Origin of the sequence: Maribacter sp. 2-571 (genome assembly GCF_050589625.1) — a bacterium.
Lineage (GTDB): Bacteria > Bacteroidota > Bacteroidia > Flavobacteriales > Flavobacteriaceae > Pelagihabitans.
Genome location: NZ_JBNGOP010000034.1, coordinates 1 through 16,117 on the forward strand (window position 1 = coordinate 1; position 16,117 = coordinate 16,117).

Sequence of the window (16,117 nt, forward strand, 5' to 3'; positions counted from 1 at the left end):
AGAGCTGATTGTTTCAAATTGGGTATCCGTCAATTCCATTTAACAAAGATACCTATTTTGTGTTAACACGCCCTAGTTTATAAAAATCTAGCGCCACTACAAAAGGAAATAATCTTTCGGTTTAACACCAAACTTTGCTCTGATTTCATATATAATGTTAGCTACTTTTTATTTCTCCGTTTTCCAGTTAAAATTTAGAGCCTTACACTTAGGACATTCAACATATTCCCCTTCAAGATAGTCAACATTACAACGATTACACTTTCCGTACTTTTTATTAATGTGCATAAAGGAAAACTTAGCGTCAATACTTTCTATGTCATAGAGTGATTCTATTTTTTGAATTAACTCTCCAAGTTTATTATTGGCTTTTAATTCAGAAAGATTTTTTTTCTCTTCAGATGTGAAATTTGGAACTTCAAATTCTCTTTTCGAACATTTTTTACAAGACAGTTTCATGAAATTATAAACTTTCCTTTGGTTTGTTAAACCACTTTAGTTGAGATTCAATCCGCCCAAGTATTTTTTCGTCCGAGTCATTGTGAATATCTCTTAGTTGGTATTTAGGATTAATCAAGTTTTCTTCTTCTATGAATTCGTTGATTTTAAGATTGAAAATTGCCTGGCCAAACCTTTGTTCTGGATTTTCATTCAGATAAGTAGAAATATGGTCAATTATTTTCTTGTGTTCTTTTTTCATTATCTGATAATTGTAGCTAACAACTCCGTATATGAAAAGTAGCGCTGAAAGTAAGTGGTTTCTCTTCGGATTAATCACAAGCCGAATTTTTAACTTTTACTATTTATCATTTTATTTGGAAAACGTCAAGTTTAATCCCGAAGCTTCGGGATGACGACTTTTCAAAAATACCCAAACCTTAGTGTTAGCGATGACTTACGCTATTTTTTATATACATTGTTACCACATCTTTTTATGCGCTTAGTTTTTTCAAACATTGTTTCAAATCCGCAATCCAATCTTCTTTTATTCCGCTGTCATTTTTAGCAGATTTTAAGTTGTTTTCTAAATGTGGGATAAAATCTTTGTCATTCTGCGTTTCTATTGCATCAAACAGTAAAGTTCCATACTCGCCACTTTTTAATTCTTCAATTATTTGCTCTTTGACAGCAACTTGTTTTCTATTTGCTAATCCAACTATTGCTTCAAGTTTTGTTTCTTGATGTTTGTCTTTAATTCTATTCCACAACGCTTTTACAATTCGGTCATTATTTTGCTCAGATAAAGTTCCGATTCCGAAAGTAGCCCAATTTCTAATTGAAGGATAATTGTCTTCAGAAAGTTCAATTAATGTTTCAATTGCTTTTGGATTATCAACTCCCGAAATTGCTGAAACTAAACTATAGCGGACATCATTATTTTTTGAGTTTTTAAACTTTATCAATTTTAAAACTTGATTTTTAGTCAGCTTTTCGTTGTTATGGCTAATTCCTAAAAACAAGGAAAATAAAACGTCATCATTTTGTTTTATATCTAATAATTCAAAATATAGTTTTTTTGTTTCATTCTGTCTAAATCTTAGGTCAAAACCTAACTGAGCTAAAACGTCTATTCCGATAATCTTTTTTTTGTCGATTTGAGATTTAGCAAATTCATAGGCTTGATTGTAAACTTCATCGTTCGCTCGTTTCCGTAATTCCGATATATTATTCCAATAGGTTTTCTCCGATTTGTTATTCACTAATCGTTCAAAAATCTTTCGCTTGTCCAATTTTCTCTTCCCATTTCAAATCAGCAGAATGTTTTTCTCAAATGTGTGGTAACAACACAATATAAGAAATCATCAATATAGATGCCCACATACCCCAAATTAACTAAAAATCCCCGTTGTCAAAAAGTATCATATAATTACCTTGATTACGGCATCTATATACAAAGTGGGACAAGAAACCTCAATTAATTTGAAATGAATTAATTATGAAAAACGAAAAGAATGAATTGGTTAATTAAAAAAATGAATGGAATTAAATTAAATTTTAGCCAGGTGATTTACGCTTTTGTTGCTGCACTTTTATTTTGGATATTGACTCTTTTTCTAATCTTCAGGGTTTAAGATTTTTAATAGTAAAAAGTAAAAAATCATAATTATAAAAGAAGATATTATCAGATAATAGCAGTAGGGTAATATTTTTTCAAAAAGTTCAACGACATCTGAATGATGTTCAAATTTTTCAATAGTCATTTCGCTAAGGCTTGCTACAGATGTTGCAATGCCAGCAACAAAGATAAAGAACAGTGAAAATCCACCTAAACACTTTTCAAATTTTTCAAAACGATTTGAAGCGAACCAACCAAAGCCTCCCATAATCGCCAAGGTAATTGTAATTGTATAACCTATTCCATCCATGCTGGTAAATATATAAATTCCTACATAGAAAAAACTTACACAAAAAATTGGAATTATTCCATATTATTGGAGCATGTCCATTGTAATCTTTAGAAACCACGATAAAAAAGCCATCAAAGAATTGTTAAAGGAAATCGGGAAGGAACGATATGAAAACGCTTTGAAAGATGCTGGACTTGACAAGCAGCCACCGATAGGAATGGACGGATTTTACATAGAGTACAAAGTAAAGACCCACGAAGTAGACCTGTATTACCGCTACCCATCCAACACCAAATTTTACATAATGTCCGTTCTAGGTTTTTGGCTCATACCGGAAAACGGGTGGCAGTATCACAGGGCCGGAACAAAGCGTTAGAATCCCTATCTTAGCAACATGACCGTAAGACTACCTAAAAACGAAGATGAACGTATACAGGATGCAGGGGACGTAGCCCGTATCATGCAAAAGATATTGCTACGCCAGAACAGGCACAGTCGCAATAAGGAATACTTCTGGGCCATAGGGTTGAATGTTAAACGAGATATCGAATACATTGAACTTGTCACCATCGGCACCGCTAATCGAAACATAGTGAAGCCCGCGGATGTTTTTAGCCTTGCACTTCAAAAGAAATGTGTCGGCATAATCCTATGTCACAACCATCCATCGGGAGACCTGACCCCTAGCGATAAAGATTTACAGTTTACCGATGCCATGGAGCAGGCAGGTGTAATCGTAGAGGTTCGTGTAATGGACCATATCATCATTTCGGAAAAGGATTTTAGGATATTATAGGCCAGATTTGGATCAGAACTGTATATTATGTAAATTTGAAAATGAAAAAAGGGGCCGACGGCTAAATCTGACCCCTTCTTCAGAAGATGATTTTTGGAATGTTCAGGATTCTAGCTTATGAGACTAGCCTTGATTTGACTTTCTTCCCTGTATGTGTTTGCAGGGTCTTTTATCATCATTCTTAGTAGTGCTTTGAGCAATGTACGAACCTTGGTTCGGGCTTATCTCCATAGCGCAACCGTATTTTAAAAAAGGGGAGTCGGTTTTGGAAGCCGACTCGGAAAATCATTTTCGCTACTCTTAGGAGTTTTGGACACTCTTAAGCCTGACCAAGCAATATGAAAATCTTTTCCCTAAAATTTGATCGTTCCATTGTTATTTATTAACTTTGAAGCACTTTTCAATCGCACTCCGATTGTTAAATTCGACAAAAATTAAAGCCATCCTCACCGATGGCTTTTCTCTTTAATATTGGTTTCTGATTAACCCAATATAGGAAATTATAAAATCGAAATCCGCACTGCTAACATCGCTTGGCAAGAGCAATTGAGCAGGTAATTTACCTTTTAAAGGTATATTGTGCGGAATAGGTTTGTTAGGATCGTTATTATTCCCACTATCCGTGCTTTCTTCTTTTTTGGAATTTTGTCCTCCTTCTTGAAAAGGAATAGGCGCGCGACTAAAATTTGTTTCGGGTGTTTCGTCTTCAAACTCTTCTTGCTCAAATTCCTCTACTTGAATTTCTTTTGCACCACAATCTAAAACAAGCATTCTGTCTTCAGTAAGTGCAGACAACATTTCCGCATTATCTTGAAAAATTTCCGCTGCCTTATCACAGGCTTTTTCGGATATACTGTGCTTTTGCAGCAATATATTCGCAAGGGGCTTCAACGGAGGTAGTATATTCCCTTCGAATACCTGAATAAGGTCATTGTATAAAGGTGGATTCCTGAAAGCTTCCAAAAGAGCTTCTTTCTTAGCGTCATCACTTATCGGTCTATAACATTTAACAAATAAATCGGTAACTTGATAACCTTCTTTCGATTTCATATCGAGTAGACTGTATTGAACAGCCGCACTAACCTTTTGGGTCAAACTTCCAACCGAGTAGTTTAATGCTTCCGCAATTTCTTCTCGTGTTGCCCGATAATTACTACCATAATTTTTATAAATCCTTTCTGAAAAATCAAGGGACTCTAGAATAGTATACGATGGATACGCTGCGCTCCGTTGTTTCATAAATCACATAATGTTAAATTCGACAGTACAAATGTAGAAATACATTTTCAATTTGCAAACTTTCTAAACCAATATTTGTGCTTCTTGTTTGTGTTTTAAAAAACAAAATATTTAAACAATTGATATTCAGAGTAATAAAGGGTTTTTAAATTAAAATAAATAGAGCGTAAAAAAACAAGATAGAAAATAATTATTATTATATTAGGTAGATAAGGGGACAAGCACTATCTTTGATATGTCGAATTATAACAACTTTATTATGCAATTCAAATCACTACCACAGCTTTTAGATTACTTCAAAGAGGAGTCCACGGGTATTGCTTACTACGAGCAAATCCGGTGGGGTGACGAACCCGCATGCCCCCATTGTGGCGCATTGAAACCATACAAGACCAATAGAGGTTGGAAATGCAGCGATAAAGAATGTAGAAAGAAGTTCACCGTTCGCGTTGGCACAATTTTCGAAAACTCAAAGATCCCTTTCCGCATTTGGTTTGCTGCGATCTGGTTATGTACCGAACATAAGAAAGGGATTAGCAGCGTTCAATTAGGCATAGATTTGGGAATTACGCAAAAGACCGCTTGGTTCGTGCTTCATCGTATAAGAGAAATGCTGCGAGAAAAAGCCCCGCAAATGTTGGGGGATAAAAATATGGTAGAAATCGATGCGGCCTATGTTGGCGGTAAAGAAGGTAACAAGCACTTTCCTAAAAAACGTTCTAGCGAGGATAAGAACCTGACAAACGAAGGGAGGCCGTACAAGGGGAAGAAAGCTATTCTAGGAATCATTGAGCGCAACGGTAAGGTGGCTTTAAAGTACGTTGATGGCGAAACTACTAAGAATATGGTAGAATTCGTTAAAACGCATGTACCTCAAGATTCAACCATTTATTCGGACGAAGCTCCCGCGTACAAGCAGTTGAAGAAAACCTACAAGCACGACAATGTTAAGCATTCACTTAATATCTATGTAGAAGGGCAGGTACATACCAATACCATAGAGAACTTTTGGAGCGTTTTAAAGCGTGGCTTGTATGGAGTGTATCACCAAATATCGGACAAGCATATTAGCCGTTATTTGGATGAATATGCGGCAAGGTTCAATAATCGCAACAAGACCAGTAACGAACGGTTTAATCAATTTTTGGAGGGCTCGGAAAGTGTTTTACCCTATAAGGCTTTGATTAATAAGTAATTAGATGTAGTATCATCGAAAATAAGGATGCTCTATGAACGGTGGCTTTACGATAAGTAAATAATATAACTATTAGATACACTATAAAGTATAATTATATAGTTTTGTATGATAACGCATCGCCCTATCGTTAGGTAGGGTTCAGCTGTCTTTCGAGACAGCTTTTTTTTTACACATATATGTATGAGAACAGTATTTTATGTTGATGGGTTTAATTTCTATTATGGACTGAAAAAACAGAAAACAATAGATTCCAAATGGAAACTAGCCTATTGGATTGATTTTGTTAAACTTTTCGAACAATTTTTAGGTCATAACGATTCCTTAGTGCAAGTAAAATATTTTACTGCAGACCCTTTAAGTTCAGGAAAAAAATCAAGGCAAAGCGCTCTTTTTAAAGCTAATGACATCATTAACGGGGACAAATTCAAAATAGTAAGGGGTAAGTATGTAGACCGTGATTTTATGTGCCAAAATTGCCAAACCCACTTCACAAAACCTGAGGAGAAGAGAACAGACGTTAATATTGCAACACATTTAATAGGTGATTGCGCTCTAGGAAGTGTGGATAAAATTGTTTTAGTGACCGCTGATAGTGATTTAATACCGCCCGTTGAATTCATCAAAATTAACTTTAAAAACGTAAAGCTAAAGGTGTATTTTCCTCCTACAAGTTTTAGTACAGATTTAGCACATGCGAACCCAAATCCTAAAGTAATACTTTTAAAGGATAATTTTAAAAAGTTTGAAAATGCTGTAATGGCAGATACTGTTGTTAAAAATGATGGTTCGGATAGTGCAATAATTCCTGCTCATTGGAAATAATTAAATTTACCCCATGACCAAAAAGAAACCCATAAAACAAAAAAAAGAACGCGCTAAAAAGTACGAGGAAAAGCTAAAGATAAACACTTCTTTAGACGATGTACTGAAAGCCTCTGTTCCCAAAAAGAAAAAATAAGCACATCGTTTTTGACCGTAGGTCGGGGCCAACGCATCGACCATGTGCAAATGTTCCTTGAAATGCAATAAGTACTTAGCGGATCTATTCCCTATGCTCTGGTCGCCGAATTAGCGGCGGCGCAATCATTGAGTACCGAACTTGCAAAAAAAATTACTTCCCGGTAAGTCATATTTCTTCTTTTCTTTCTTGTCCCACTTTGTATATAGATGCCTTGATTACAATGCTTTATTCATTTTCAAACGGTAACAAACGTTTACAAACGAAAGTAAGCGCTTCCCAACCGAATCTTTTCCCAACACCGTTCTAGGTTTGCCTCGTCAAGTCAAGAAGGCTTCACAATAGCTAATGTTTCATTTAAAACCTTTAATTATGAACGCACTTAAAAATTCAGTACAGTTGATTGGAAACTTGGGAAAAGATCCGGAAATCGTAAACATGGACAACGGCAGCAAGCTCGCCAAATTTTCTATCGCCACCAGCGATAGTTATAAAAATGCCCAAGGCGAAAAAGTAGCGGATACCCAATGGCACAATGTGGTCGCCTGGGGGAAAACCGCGGAAATCGTGGAAAATTATCTGGTTAAGGGAAAACAGGTTGCCATCGAAGGCAAACTCATGCACCGTTCCTATGAAACTACGGAAGGCGAAAAACGCTATATCACCGAAATCCGATGTAACGAACTGTTGCTGTTGGGGAAATAGTCCCCTTAAAACGGTGTTGCAAACGAAGCGTAGCGATCCGTCCGTACCCTTATCGTGCGGACGAGTGGCTCGCTTTCCCCTCGAAATGCGATAGCATCAACGATGCTTTAGTCACTTATATGAATCTAGTTGTTTAGCGTTTTTATTTCGGTCCGATCATAGTTGCCGGATGCTCAACGAAACCATTTATTAAAAAAAATAATCATGGAAGATACAGTAACAAAAAACATACCTTCAATTATAAACAGCTCACACACCTTGGCGCAGGTGTTTCTGTTTTTTTTATTTTTCGAATCTTACACCATTTTTTTTAATGGGAAATCACTTTTGGGTTTAGCGTTTGCTTTGGAGCCGATTTTGCTGATGCCTTTTTATGGATTTTTATGTTTTCTCGGATGCAGTAGGTTTCTATGGGTTTTTCTTCCGATCGTAAAAAGTCCTTTTACCCAGACCCTAACCGATTTTGGGATCAACATAAACGAAAAAGTTTCCTTCACCCTGTTTTCACTGTTTTTCTTGACGGGTTTTTATCTATTTCTCGTCCTTAGGGCGCCCCAATTTTTACCTTTTCAAGACGATAAATTCGTTTTTTTAAACAATGCTTATGTGCTTTTCCATGGGGGAATATTGGTGCTAACGGGAATCGTAACATTTCTATCGAACGTGTATTCCAATGAATCAAAAACGAATTGATCTGTTACTGCCATCCGGTTGGTGTCGAAACCAAGTTCGATACCGTTTTGGGGTCGGTGCAATGCCGGAAGCACTACTATTTTGGAAAGAAGCCTGATTTCCGTAGTTAAGGGATGTTCGATTTGAACCATCCATGTTTTACGCGACCGGATGTTTTTTTCGAAAGGATAGTTGCGACAAAGCTCCGGGATCCGGGCTGGAGGCCGCAGAGTTTGTAAGACGGTTTTCCGTCGGAGACCTAAAATTCCTACGAAATGAGCCATAACAATTCTTGATACCAACCGAAATGATTATTGGCGAATTACATCTGACCATTAAAAAACAATAAATATTAAAAGATGAAAAAAATGTTCTTTGCTTTGGTCCCGTTTCTTTTGGAAAAGCAAAAGCAATGAACGGAAGGCCAAATGAAAGGATAAAGAACCGCTCAACAGCTTTCATTTACAATAAAGCCATTTACTAGCGCTATTTCAAAGTTAAAATGGTATTCGTTAAACGCTAACATAAGATACGTTATCAACACCACTCGGACTGACAACATTATTTATATTTTTACATCCCACTGATACACTATGCAAAACAAACTAAATTCCCTATTAAAAACCCACTTCGGTTACGATACGTTTCGGGTCGGACAATTGCCCATTATTGAACATGTTTTGGCCAAAAAGGATGTGTTGGCCATAATGCCGACCGGAGGGGGAAAATCCCTTTGTTTTCAGTTGCCGGCATTGGCCTTGCCCGGGACGGCCATTGTGGTGTCGCCCTTGATCGCGCTCATGAAAGATCAGGTAGACGCACTGCAGGCCAACGGTATTGCAGCGGCGTATTACAACAGTTCGCAAAGCCCGGAAACACAGGAACGTATCCGGGCCGAACTACAGGGGGGCAAACTCAAACTTTTTTACCTGGCCCCGGAAAGTATCGGTTGGTTCTCCGAGGTTTTCCAGGAAATCGATATTAGCCTGTTCGCTATTGACGAGGCCCATTGTATTTCCTCTTGGGGGCACGATTTTAGGCCGGCCTACACCCAGTTGAGTTCCCTAAAACAACGTTTTCCGAACATACCGATCATTGCCCTAACCGCCACGGCCGATCGTACCACCCAAGATGATATTTTGGAACAATTGGCCATACCTAAGGCTGCCCGCCATTTGTCTTCTTTTGATAGGCCCAACCTGTATTTGGAAGTGCGCCCCGCCCAAGATCGCATACCACAGATCATTGCGTTTTTAAGGGAACGATCGGCAGAAAGTGGGATCATCTATTGTTTGAGCCGAAAAAATACGGTCAAGATTGCCGAACGCCTCAACGATTCCGGTTTTTTGGCACGGCCCTACCATGCCGGTATGAATGCGCAAGATCGGGTGAAGACCCAGGAAGATTTTATAAACGATCGCGTGCCGATCATTGTCGCCACCATTGCCTTTGGTATGGGTATCGATAAAAGTAATGTACGCTGGGTCATCCACTACAACCTGCCCAAAAATATAGAGGGCTACTACCAGGAAATCGGTCGCGGGGGTCGGGACGGTCTTCCCGCCCATGCCCTTCTTTTTTACAGCTATGCCGATGTGGCCCAGTTGCGAAAGTTTATTGCCGATGGCGAGAACGCCACGGTGGAATACGCCAAACTGGAGCGCATGCAGCAGTTCTCCGAAGCCTTGAGCTGCAGAAGAATTGCCCTGTTGGGGTATTTTGGGGAACACCGGACCGAACCCTGCGGGGCTTGCGATATGTGCGACCGCCCACCGGATTATTTCGATGCCACCGTGCTCACACAAAAAATCTGTTCCGCGGTCGTACGCCTAAAGGAGCGCGAACCCATGGGAACCGTGATCGATGTGCTTCGGGGTGCCAAAAATGCGCAAGTGATGGACAAGGGCCTACAGCATATAAAAACCTATGGTGCGGTAAGGGACGTTTCCTGGCTACATTTACAGCAATACATGATCCAATTGCTGAACCTCGGGGTCTTGGAGATCAATTTTAGGGAAGGAGCACGTATCGGCCTCGCGCCATTGGCCAAAGAAGTATTGTTCCAAAACCGCAAAGTGCGATTGGCCGTACCGCTTACGAAAAAGGCTCCCGTAAAAACAGCGGTCGCCAAAAATGTAAAGCCCGATGGGCTGTTCGAAACCTTACGGGTATTGCGACAGCGCATAGCGACCGAACAAGGCGTGCCGGCCTATGTAGTATTCGGCGATGCCAGTTTAAAGGATATGGTGGCCAAACGACCGCGGAACGAACAGGATTTTTTGGCAATTTCCGGGGTAGGGGAGGCCAAATTACAGAAATACGCCAAGCCCTTTCTTGAAGCTATCGGTGCCCATATCGGTTCGGAAACCGAAAAAATCCCTACCCATAAACAGTCTTACAAGCTTTTTGCCAAGGGCCTTACCGTAGCCGAAATCGCCACGGAACGGAATCTAAAAGAGACCACCATCTATTCCCATTTGCAAAAGGCGCACAATGAGGGTATGGATGTAGACCTGGCCCAATTGATTCCGCCCGATTTTCTCAAGGAGGTGGAGGTCGCGCAAAGTGCATTGGGCGAGGTCGAAGGGGTAAAACCCTATTTCGATTATTTTAAGGAAGCGGTTCCCTATTGGAAAATCCGCATGGCGCTATACTTGCTTTCCGAAGTGTCCTAAACGACCCTTTGATCGCCGTGTCCACATCTTTCAATTAAGGGCTTTGATGTTGACCCAAGCTCGATCTTTTAGATATTTGCCCAAGAATAGCAATGGTATGGGGCCAAAATTTTATGAAAAATCCATTTTTCAGCAAAAAAACTGCCTGCAATACTATAGGATGTGTTATTTTCGAACAGTTCCGATGTCAAATTCATAAAATAGACCTGGAACCACAGGGCCGGACCTTTTTGTCCAAATACGAGTACTAAACGTAACGAAACGGTTCGCCGATAGCGTTCATAGGATGATTTTCTGTACATGGAAAGTTATTTTTTGTATCAGCGGAACCATCAAAAACCAAACACTATGTTATCGATCATTACTTTTTTGGGCTTTACGATCCTTGTGGCCGTAATAGCCTGGTATGCTACGCGCAAAACGAACGAAAATACCGCTGATGGGTATTATTTGGGTGGAAGGAGTTTAAGTGCCATCACCATCGCCGGATCGTTATTGCTGACCAACCTTTCCGCCGAACAGATCGTTGGACTCAACGGCCAGGCATTTTCCGAGGGAATTTTGGTTATGGCTTGGGAAACGCTAGCGGCCATTGCCATGGTAATTACGGCCCTGTTGCTACTACCGAAGTACATGACAAAAGGGGTAACCACCATTCCCGAGTTTATAGAAGGCCGTTTCGACGAAAATACCAAGGCCATTCTTTCCGTATTGTTTCTCATCGCTTTTGGCATAGTGCTATTGCCCACGATTTTGTATGCGGGATCCAAAGCGTTCATTACAATGTTCCAGTTGCCGGAAACCTTGGGCGTTTCGGAAACGGCCAGTTATTGGATATGTGTATGGAGTATCGGTTTGATCGGTATCGTTTACGCTATTTATGGAGGACTCAAAGCCGTAGCGGTATCCGATTTGGTCAATGCCATAGGGCTGTTGGTAGGCGGGTTGTTGATTCCTTTTTTCGGACTGTTGATGATCAGTGACGATAATACCGTAATGGGGGGACTAACGAAATTGTGGACCGACAATCAAGATAAATTCGATGTTACCGGCGATATTACCTCTTCGATTCCGGTCGGAACTATTTTTACCGGAATGATGATCGCGCAGATCTATTATTGGGGAACCAACCAGTCCATACTGCAACGGGTGTTCGGGGCAAAAAGTCTTGCCGAAGGGCAAAAGGGAATGTTGTTGGCCGCCTTTGTCAAGTTTTTGATTCCGGTAATCGTAGTACTGCCGGGTATCATTGCCTTTAACATGTTCGGTTCCGAACTTAGCGATGCCGATGCATCCTATCCGGAATTGGTACGAAGGGTATTGCCCGTAAGTTTATTGGGCTTTTTCGCCGCCGTGTTGTTCGGGGCCATATTAAGTTCTTTTAATAGCCTACTGAACAGTAGTGCCACGCTTTTTGGTTTTGATCTTTATAAAAAATTCTTTAGGCCCGATGCCACGGAACTGCAAACGGTAAAGGCGGGGAAACGGTTCGGTTTGGGACTGGCCATTGTTTCCATGACCATAGCCCCTTTTATCGGCTATGCTCCGGACGGACTGTTCTCCTATATCCAACAAGCCTTGGGAAGTTTGAGCGTACCGATTTTGGCCGTTGTGGTCGTGGGTATCGTTACCAAGAAGGTTCCGGCCATAGGCGCAAAATTCGTTTTGGTAGGGGGCGTGATCATGTACTTGATCAGTTTGATAGGTTTGGGCCCGGTAATGGTGAGCAACGCTCTGGAAAAAGCGGCCGCCAATGGAATTACCGATGCTGCCGAATTGGCGGTAATCAAAGCCGAGGCCTATCCGCACTTTTTACACGTTATGGGCATTCTATTCGTTGTGAACATCATCATCATGTTGGTGTTCGGTGCAATTCGGCCCAAAACAGAGGTGTACGTACCCAAGGTCACTACCGCCATAGATACCACCCCTTGGAAATATGCCACCTTGGTAGGCATACTGATCATTGCATTAGTGTTGAGCACCTATTTTATTTTTTAGAAGGTACCGTAACACTGGAATGCGTTCCTCCTTGGTTCGGCCATAGCACCGTTGATGAAGATTTTTGATTTTGATATTGAAAAAGGGATATACCGCTTTGAAAGTAACGGCCTGTATACGGAACCGCACGCGCATCCCGTAGTGGAAATCGTTACCGCGCTACAGGGTACTTTTTCTTTGGAATGCAATGGACAACAGACCGACGGCCTGGTTTTTGCGATTGTAGATGCCAATATAGCACACCGGCTTGTTTCTGAAAATGCTAGCCTAGGCATGTTGATGCTGGAAAGTCATAACGGGTTATTGACCGAATACTTTAAAGCCAAAGGGCTGCTTTTGGATGAGGGATGCTGTCTCAAAACCGAATGTGCCGAAAGGAAGCTACTTTTTGAGGCGATACATGCGGTGGCCGTTTCGGCCGACTTAAAAACGCCGACCGATAAACGAGTTGCGCAATGTATCGATGATATTCAAACGCATACTTCGGAAAAGGACCCCGAAGTAAAAACGTTGGCAGCCAAGGTAGGGCTGTCCGATAGCCGACTATCGCATCTCTTTAAGGAACATATCGGTATTTCCATCAAAAAGTACTTGGTATGGGACAAGTTGCGCCGGGCGATGTATGGATTTTTGGATAAAGAAGGCAACTTTACCACAGTCTCCCTGCAGGGCGGCTTTTTTGATCAGGCCCATTTTAGCAATGCCTTCAAGAGTGTTTTGGGCATCGCGCCATCAAAAGCATATCGCAATAGCAGCTCCTTACAATCCTAACCCCGGTAGCAACCCTATTTTTGTCCAAAACCATTTCTGATTTTAAACTATTGTAATGGACAAACAACTAAGAAGGATACTAAAAAATGATATTCCCGCATTAAAAATGGTATTGGATTCCAGTGGTCTGTTCCCTTCGGATTTGTTGGACGATATGATTTCGGGCTATTTGAACGACCCCTCTTCGACCGACATTTGGTTCACCGCGCTTGTCGACGATACTCCCATCGCTATAGGGTATTGCGCTCCGGAAAGGTTGACGGAAGGTACGTACAACCTGTACGCCATAGCGGTAGCAAAAATACATCAAGGTACGGGCATCGGTACCGAAATGATGACTTATATCGAAGGGCTCTTGCGCAAAAAAAAGGGTAGGATCTTGATCGTTGAAACTTCCGGAAAAGCTGATTTTGAACGGACACGCCAGTTTTATAGGACATGCGACTACACGGAACAGGCCGTTATTCCGGAGTTTTATGATGAAGGGGACGATAAAGTGGTTTTCTGGAAAAAACTGGGTTAATACCAGAATTGGTATAAAGCACTGATCCGTAAGGCGAAAAAGGTTTAGAAACGCATGCTGATACCAAAAGTGCCGGGACCAAAATTAAGGTCGTAGCTTACTTTTTTAGGGGTGCCGCTATTGTACTTTTGCGCGTACTTCTTATCCAGATACCTGTCGATGGCCTCTACCGTAAAAATACTCACAAAAACACTGAACGTGATATCCGAGAGCCAATGCTTGCCCTCCCAAAGTCTGGATACCGTGGGTATTGCCCCAAGGGTGTAAATCCCTCCTTTTATCCATTTGTTTTTAAACTGTTTGGCAATGGCATGGGCGTTGGTCATCGCCAATATGGCATGCCCCGATGGAAAGGAATGAAATTCCCGATCACCGCTCCATAAAGGTTTATAGGTGTCCTTATTGCGCCCGCTTAACGGTCTGGCCCTTCCGATGGCCGATTTCATTACCTGTTGTAAAAACCCGGCGGCAGTGGCAGAGGAAATGAGCAGCACTCCGGTACGCCGTAATTTTTCATCTTTCGCGACCAGACCGGTAAGGTATACCGCGCCCGTTAAAATATAGTTGTTGCTGGGGCTTCCATATTCAAAACCGTAATCTCTTACCACTTTAGGGACATTGTCCCGTATGCCGCGCATGTATTCGCTGGTAGAATCGTCAAACAAATATGCGGTTCCGGTAGCGCCTACCACGATAGCGGCATCGGTCCATTGGGAACCTTGCCAGTGCAGTGGGCGGCTATAAGCATAGCCAACGCCCTTAAAAACGTTACCAAAGTCGTATTTGGCCATGTCCCAACGCGTTTCAACAGTGTCTATGGCAATTTCCTGAGCGCAGATGCACAAGGGGAAGGTCAAAAGAAAAATACAACGGAGCAGTCTCATAGGGTAGTGGTCGGTTTCAAAAATAACGTTTCAAAAATTACGGATCGGCTGCAAAACACACAAAAAGTAGTCGGATAACTACGGTTTTGGTATGCTAACGAACACAGGGTCTGTCAAGGTTTGAAAAAAATCGTCCAGAATCGGTGTCTTTTCAAAATTTTCCCAAACGGTAATTTTTCTTGGGTTGTCGGGCCGTGCCACCCATTTGTCGTCGATCAATATGGGAGCGGGAATTTGCGTTGCCGTACCCCAGGAAGGATCTTTTAATACCGCTAGGGCCACCATATCGAAAAGCGCGCGGGAGTTTTTGGGGCCTACCATGGAAACATGATCAAAAATATGCTCGAAAAGGTTAACGGAGTAATCGCCAAAGGTGGAAAAAGTGCCGCCATGCCTTCCCGTTATGGGTTCCGTTGCGATCGGCCCCAAACCGGGCATTTTTTCACCGATTTCTTGCTTGGTGACCGAAACGGCGTCGCTACCGGAAGGTTTTCCATAGCGTACGGTTACCATTTCAAACGGAATACTGCTGTTCAGCACGTAGTTCATGGCTATGGTGTCATTATTCTGGTTGTACTCCCCTGGTTCCGGGTAATTGCTTCCCAGCCAAACAATACGGCTACGCTTTGCAAAGGAAGGGTCTTTCTTTAGGGCCAGGGCAATGTTGGTCAATTTTCCCACGGCCACGATAACCACGGAGTCCTTCTTGGATGCTTCCAAAATAAAGTCGACGCCTTCTTGGCCATCATACTGCAGGGGATTAAAATTTTTACTAATGGTTTCAAAATTTCCGTCGGCACCTTTTAAAAGCGGAATGGAGTCCTTTAAATTGCATAGTTGTAAAATACGTTCCGCCTCATCATAATGGCTTTGTATTCCCGCTCCGTTACGAGTGGTATTTACCGTAATGCCCCGTACATCAAAGGTTGCTCCGCTCATGAGCATATATGCCAGCGCATGCTGATCATCGAGTTCGTTGTTGGCATCCGTATCAAAAATGAGTTTTATTTTTTTTGTTGCCGTTACGGTATCCGTGGAGACCGTTTCTGGCGGTGTTTCAGCAGCTTTGGGACCATCTTTACAAGCGATCGTGGAAAGGGACAAAACAATGAGGCATCCAAAAAACTTCAAAATTTTCATCTGTTTATATTTATTGTTTTTTAATGGTCAGATGTAATTCGCCAATAATCATTTCGGTTGGTATCAAGAATTGTTATGGCTCATTTCATAGGGTATGGTTATGATCGACCCGAAAATACAAAATAAATGATGGAAGTAGGGAGGGCGGAACGGTCGCAATGCTTTCCGCCATGCGATAACAGAATTCCGAGAGAAAACGAATGAAGG

Annotated in this window: 19 protein-coding genes; 10 read left to right on the plus strand and 9 right to left on the minus strand. The window is 41.4% G+C overall.

The genetic code is table 11. The annotated features are described in order from the left end of the window. Positions 1-168: 168 nt before the first annotated feature. From ACRD7P_RS18600 to ACRD7P_RS18615, 4 genes are all read right to left on the minus strand, one after another. Positions 169-459 carry a hypothetical protein gene (locus ACRD7P_RS18600; protein WP_299223521.1) on the minus strand — a complete coding sequence of 97 codons (291 nt, stop codon included), beginning with the start codon at positions 457-459 and terminating at the stop codon, positions 169-171. Positions 460-463: 4 nt separating this feature from the next. Further along, positions 464-700, minus strand: coding sequence for a hypothetical protein (locus tag ACRD7P_RS18605; RefSeq protein WP_430909223.1), 237 nt, complete (start codon positions 698-700; stop codon positions 464-466). A gap of 232 nt (positions 701-932) precedes the next feature. Then, positions 933-1,730, minus strand: coding sequence for a hypothetical protein (locus ACRD7P_RS18610; RefSeq protein WP_430909225.1), 798 nt, complete (start codon positions 1,728-1,730; stop codon positions 933-935). A 324-nt stretch (positions 1,731-2,054) separates the two neighbouring features. Continuing rightward, complete coding sequence (locus ACRD7P_RS18615) at positions 2,055-2,366, minus strand: hypothetical protein (protein ID WP_430909227.1); 312 nt, start codon at positions 2,364-2,366, stop codon at positions 2,055-2,057. A gap of 73 nt (positions 2,367-2,439) precedes the next feature. On the opposite strand from ACRD7P_RS18615, the gene ACRD7P_RS18620 reads away from it, so the two are divergent. Together ACRD7P_RS18620 and ACRD7P_RS18625 are read left to right on the plus strand one after the other, a co-directional pair. After that, positions 2,440-2,724, plus strand: coding sequence for a hypothetical protein (locus ACRD7P_RS18620; RefSeq protein WP_430909228.1), 285 nt, complete (start codon positions 2,440-2,442; stop codon positions 2,722-2,724). Positions 2,725-2,742: 18 nt separating this feature from the next. After that, the gene (locus tag ACRD7P_RS18625) at positions 2,743-3,144 is read left to right on the plus strand and encodes a JAB domain-containing protein (protein WP_430909229.1); all 402 of its coding nucleotides are present in this window, start codon (positions 2,743-2,745) and stop codon (positions 3,142-3,144) included. A gap of 465 nt (positions 3,145-3,609) precedes the next feature. Here ACRD7P_RS18625 and ACRD7P_RS18630 read toward each other — a convergent pair whose 3' ends face one another. Beyond that, complete coding sequence (locus tag ACRD7P_RS18630) at positions 3,610-4,383, minus strand: hypothetical protein (protein WP_430909230.1); 774 nt, start codon at positions 4,381-4,383, stop codon at positions 3,610-3,612. A gap of 259 nt (positions 4,384-4,642) precedes the next feature. Between ACRD7P_RS18630 and ACRD7P_RS18635 the strand changes: the two genes are divergently transcribed. The 4 genes from ACRD7P_RS18635 (at position 4,643) to ACRD7P_RS18650 (ending at position 7,244) form a co-directional block, all read left to right on the plus strand. Further along, positions 4,643-5,578, plus strand: coding sequence for an IS1595 family transposase (locus tag ACRD7P_RS18635; protein WP_430909231.1), 936 nt, complete (start codon positions 4,643-4,645; stop codon positions 5,576-5,578). 183 nt (positions 5,579-5,761) lie between these two features. Continuing rightward, a complete protein-coding gene (locus tag ACRD7P_RS18640; RefSeq protein WP_430909232.1) occupies positions 5,762-6,403 on the plus strand; it encodes an NYN domain-containing protein in 642 nt (213 codons plus the stop codon). Positions 6,404-6,416: 13 nt separating this feature from the next. Then, positions 6,417-6,539 carry a hypothetical protein gene (locus ACRD7P_RS18645; RefSeq protein ID WP_430909233.1) on the plus strand — a complete coding sequence of 41 codons (123 nt, stop codon included), beginning with the start codon at positions 6,417-6,419 and terminating at the stop codon, positions 6,537-6,539. Positions 6,540-6,911: 372 nt separating this feature from the next. Further along, the gene (locus ACRD7P_RS18650) at positions 6,912-7,244 is read left to right on the plus strand and encodes a single-stranded DNA-binding protein (RefSeq protein WP_430909234.1); all 333 of its coding nucleotides are present in this window, start codon (positions 6,912-6,914) and stop codon (positions 7,242-7,244) included. 602 nt (positions 7,245-7,846) lie between these two features. Here ACRD7P_RS18650 and ACRD7P_RS18655 read toward each other — a convergent pair. Then, entirely contained in the window at positions 7,847-8,068 is a 222-nt protein-coding gene (locus tag ACRD7P_RS18655; RefSeq protein ID WP_430909235.1) for a hypothetical protein, read from the minus strand. A gap of 441 nt (positions 8,069-8,509) precedes the next feature. On the opposite strand from ACRD7P_RS18655, the gene recQ reads away from it, so the two are divergent. Then, positions 8,510-10,591, plus strand: a complete 2,082-nt coding sequence (gene recQ, locus ACRD7P_RS18660; protein ID WP_430909237.1) for a DNA helicase RecQ — start codon at positions 8,510-8,512, stop codon at positions 10,589-10,591. A 68-nt stretch (positions 10,592-10,659) separates the two neighbouring features. Here recQ and ACRD7P_RS18665 read toward each other — a convergent pair whose 3' ends face one another. Beyond that, positions 10,660-10,893: a hypothetical protein gene (locus ACRD7P_RS18665; protein ID WP_430909238.1), complete on the minus strand. Its 234-nt coding sequence runs from the start codon at positions 10,891-10,893 to the stop codon at positions 10,660-10,662. Positions 10,894-10,939: 46 nt separating this feature from the next. Here ACRD7P_RS18665 and ACRD7P_RS18670 point away from each other — a divergent pair, with 46 nt between their 5' ends. Genes ACRD7P_RS18670 through ACRD7P_RS18680 form a run of 3 tightly spaced genes read left to right on the plus strand, consistent with a single transcriptional unit; the run spans position 10,940 to position 13,886 of the window. Next, positions 10,940-12,592, plus strand: coding sequence for a solute:sodium symporter family transporter (locus tag ACRD7P_RS18670; protein ID WP_430909239.1), 1,653 nt, complete (start codon positions 10,940-10,942; stop codon positions 12,590-12,592). A gap of 54 nt (positions 12,593-12,646) precedes the next feature. After that, positions 12,647-13,363, plus strand: coding sequence for a helix-turn-helix domain-containing protein (locus ACRD7P_RS18675; protein ID WP_430909240.1), 717 nt, complete (start codon positions 12,647-12,649; stop codon positions 13,361-13,363). Between the two features lie 55 nt (positions 13,364-13,418). Continuing rightward, positions 13,419-13,886, plus strand: a complete 468-nt coding sequence (locus ACRD7P_RS18680; protein WP_430909241.1) for a GNAT family N-acetyltransferase — start codon at positions 13,419-13,421, stop codon at positions 13,884-13,886. A gap of 44 nt (positions 13,887-13,930) precedes the next feature. On the opposite strand, the gene ACRD7P_RS18685 is transcribed toward ACRD7P_RS18680, so the two are convergent. Both ACRD7P_RS18685 and ACRD7P_RS18690 read right to left on the minus strand, forming a co-directional pair. Beyond that, the gene (locus ACRD7P_RS18685; RefSeq protein WP_430909242.1) at positions 13,931-14,770 is read right to left on the minus strand and encodes a phosphatase PAP2 family protein; all 840 of its coding nucleotides are present in this window, start codon (positions 14,768-14,770) and stop codon (positions 13,931-13,933) included. A 78-nt stretch (positions 14,771-14,848) separates the two neighbouring features. Next, positions 14,849-15,910 (minus strand): nucleoside hydrolase, encoded by a 1,062-nt coding sequence (locus ACRD7P_RS18690; RefSeq protein WP_430909243.1) that lies wholly within the window; start codon positions 15,908-15,910, stop codon positions 14,849-14,851. Between the last annotated feature and the right edge of the window lie 207 nt (positions 15,911-16,117).

What these genes read in the sequence shown, in the direction of transcription:
- ACRD7P_RS18600 (WP_299223521.1), bottom strand. Translation starts at nt 459, where the DNA reads ATGAAACTGTCTTGTAAAAAATGTTCGAAAAGAGAATTTGAAGTTCCA.
- ACRD7P_RS18605 (WP_430909223.1), bottom strand. Translation starts at nt 700, where the DNA reads ATGAAAAAAGAACACAAGAAAATAATTGACCATATTTCTACTTATCTG.
- ACRD7P_RS18615 (WP_430909227.1), bottom strand. Translation starts at nt 2,366, where the DNA reads ATGGATGGAATAGGTTATACAATTACAATTACCTTGGCGATTATGGGA.
- ACRD7P_RS18620 (WP_430909228.1), top strand. Translation starts at nt 2,440, where the DNA reads ATGTCCATTGTAATCTTTAGAAACCACGATAAAAAAGCCATCAAAGAA.
- ACRD7P_RS18625 (WP_430909229.1), top strand. Translation starts at nt 2,743, where the DNA reads ATGACCGTAAGACTACCTAAAAACGAAGATGAACGTATACAGGATGCA.
- ACRD7P_RS18630 (WP_430909230.1), bottom strand. Translation starts at nt 4,383, where the DNA reads ATGAAACAACGGAGCGCAGCGTATCCATCGTATACTATTCTAGAGTCC.
- ACRD7P_RS18635 (WP_430909231.1), top strand. Translation starts at nt 4,643, where the DNA reads ATGCAATTCAAATCACTACCACAGCTTTTAGATTACTTCAAAGAGGAG.
- ACRD7P_RS18640 (WP_430909232.1), top strand. Translation starts at nt 5,762, where the DNA reads ATGAGAACAGTATTTTATGTTGATGGGTTTAATTTCTATTATGGACTG.
- ACRD7P_RS18645 (WP_430909233.1), top strand. Translation starts at nt 6,417, where the DNA reads ATGACCAAAAAGAAACCCATAAAACAAAAAAAAGAACGCGCTAAAAAG.
- ACRD7P_RS18650 (WP_430909234.1), top strand. Translation starts at nt 6,912, where the DNA reads ATGAACGCACTTAAAAATTCAGTACAGTTGATTGGAAACTTGGGAAAA.
- ACRD7P_RS18655 (WP_430909235.1), bottom strand. Translation starts at nt 8,068, where the DNA reads ATGGTTCAAATCGAACATCCCTTAACTACGGAAATCAGGCTTCTTTCC.
- recQ (WP_430909237.1), top strand. Translation starts at nt 8,510, where the DNA reads ATGCAAAACAAACTAAATTCCCTATTAAAAACCCACTTCGGTTACGAT.
- ACRD7P_RS18665 (WP_430909238.1), bottom strand. Translation starts at nt 10,893, where the DNA reads ATGTACAGAAAATCATCCTATGAACGCTATCGGCGAACCGTTTCGTTA.
- ACRD7P_RS18670 (WP_430909239.1), top strand. Translation starts at nt 10,940, where the DNA reads ATGTTATCGATCATTACTTTTTTGGGCTTTACGATCCTTGTGGCCGTA.
- ACRD7P_RS18675 (WP_430909240.1), top strand. Translation starts at nt 12,647, where the DNA reads ATGAAGATTTTTGATTTTGATATTGAAAAAGGGATATACCGCTTTGAA.
- ACRD7P_RS18680 (WP_430909241.1), top strand. Translation starts at nt 13,419, where the DNA reads ATGGACAAACAACTAAGAAGGATACTAAAAAATGATATTCCCGCATTA.
- ACRD7P_RS18685 (WP_430909242.1), bottom strand. Translation starts at nt 14,770, where the DNA reads ATGAGACTGCTCCGTTGTATTTTTCTTTTGACCTTCCCCTTGTGCATC.
- ACRD7P_RS18690 (WP_430909243.1), bottom strand. Translation starts at nt 15,910, where the DNA reads ATGAAAATTTTGAAGTTTTTTGGATGCCTCATTGTTTTGTCCCTTTCC.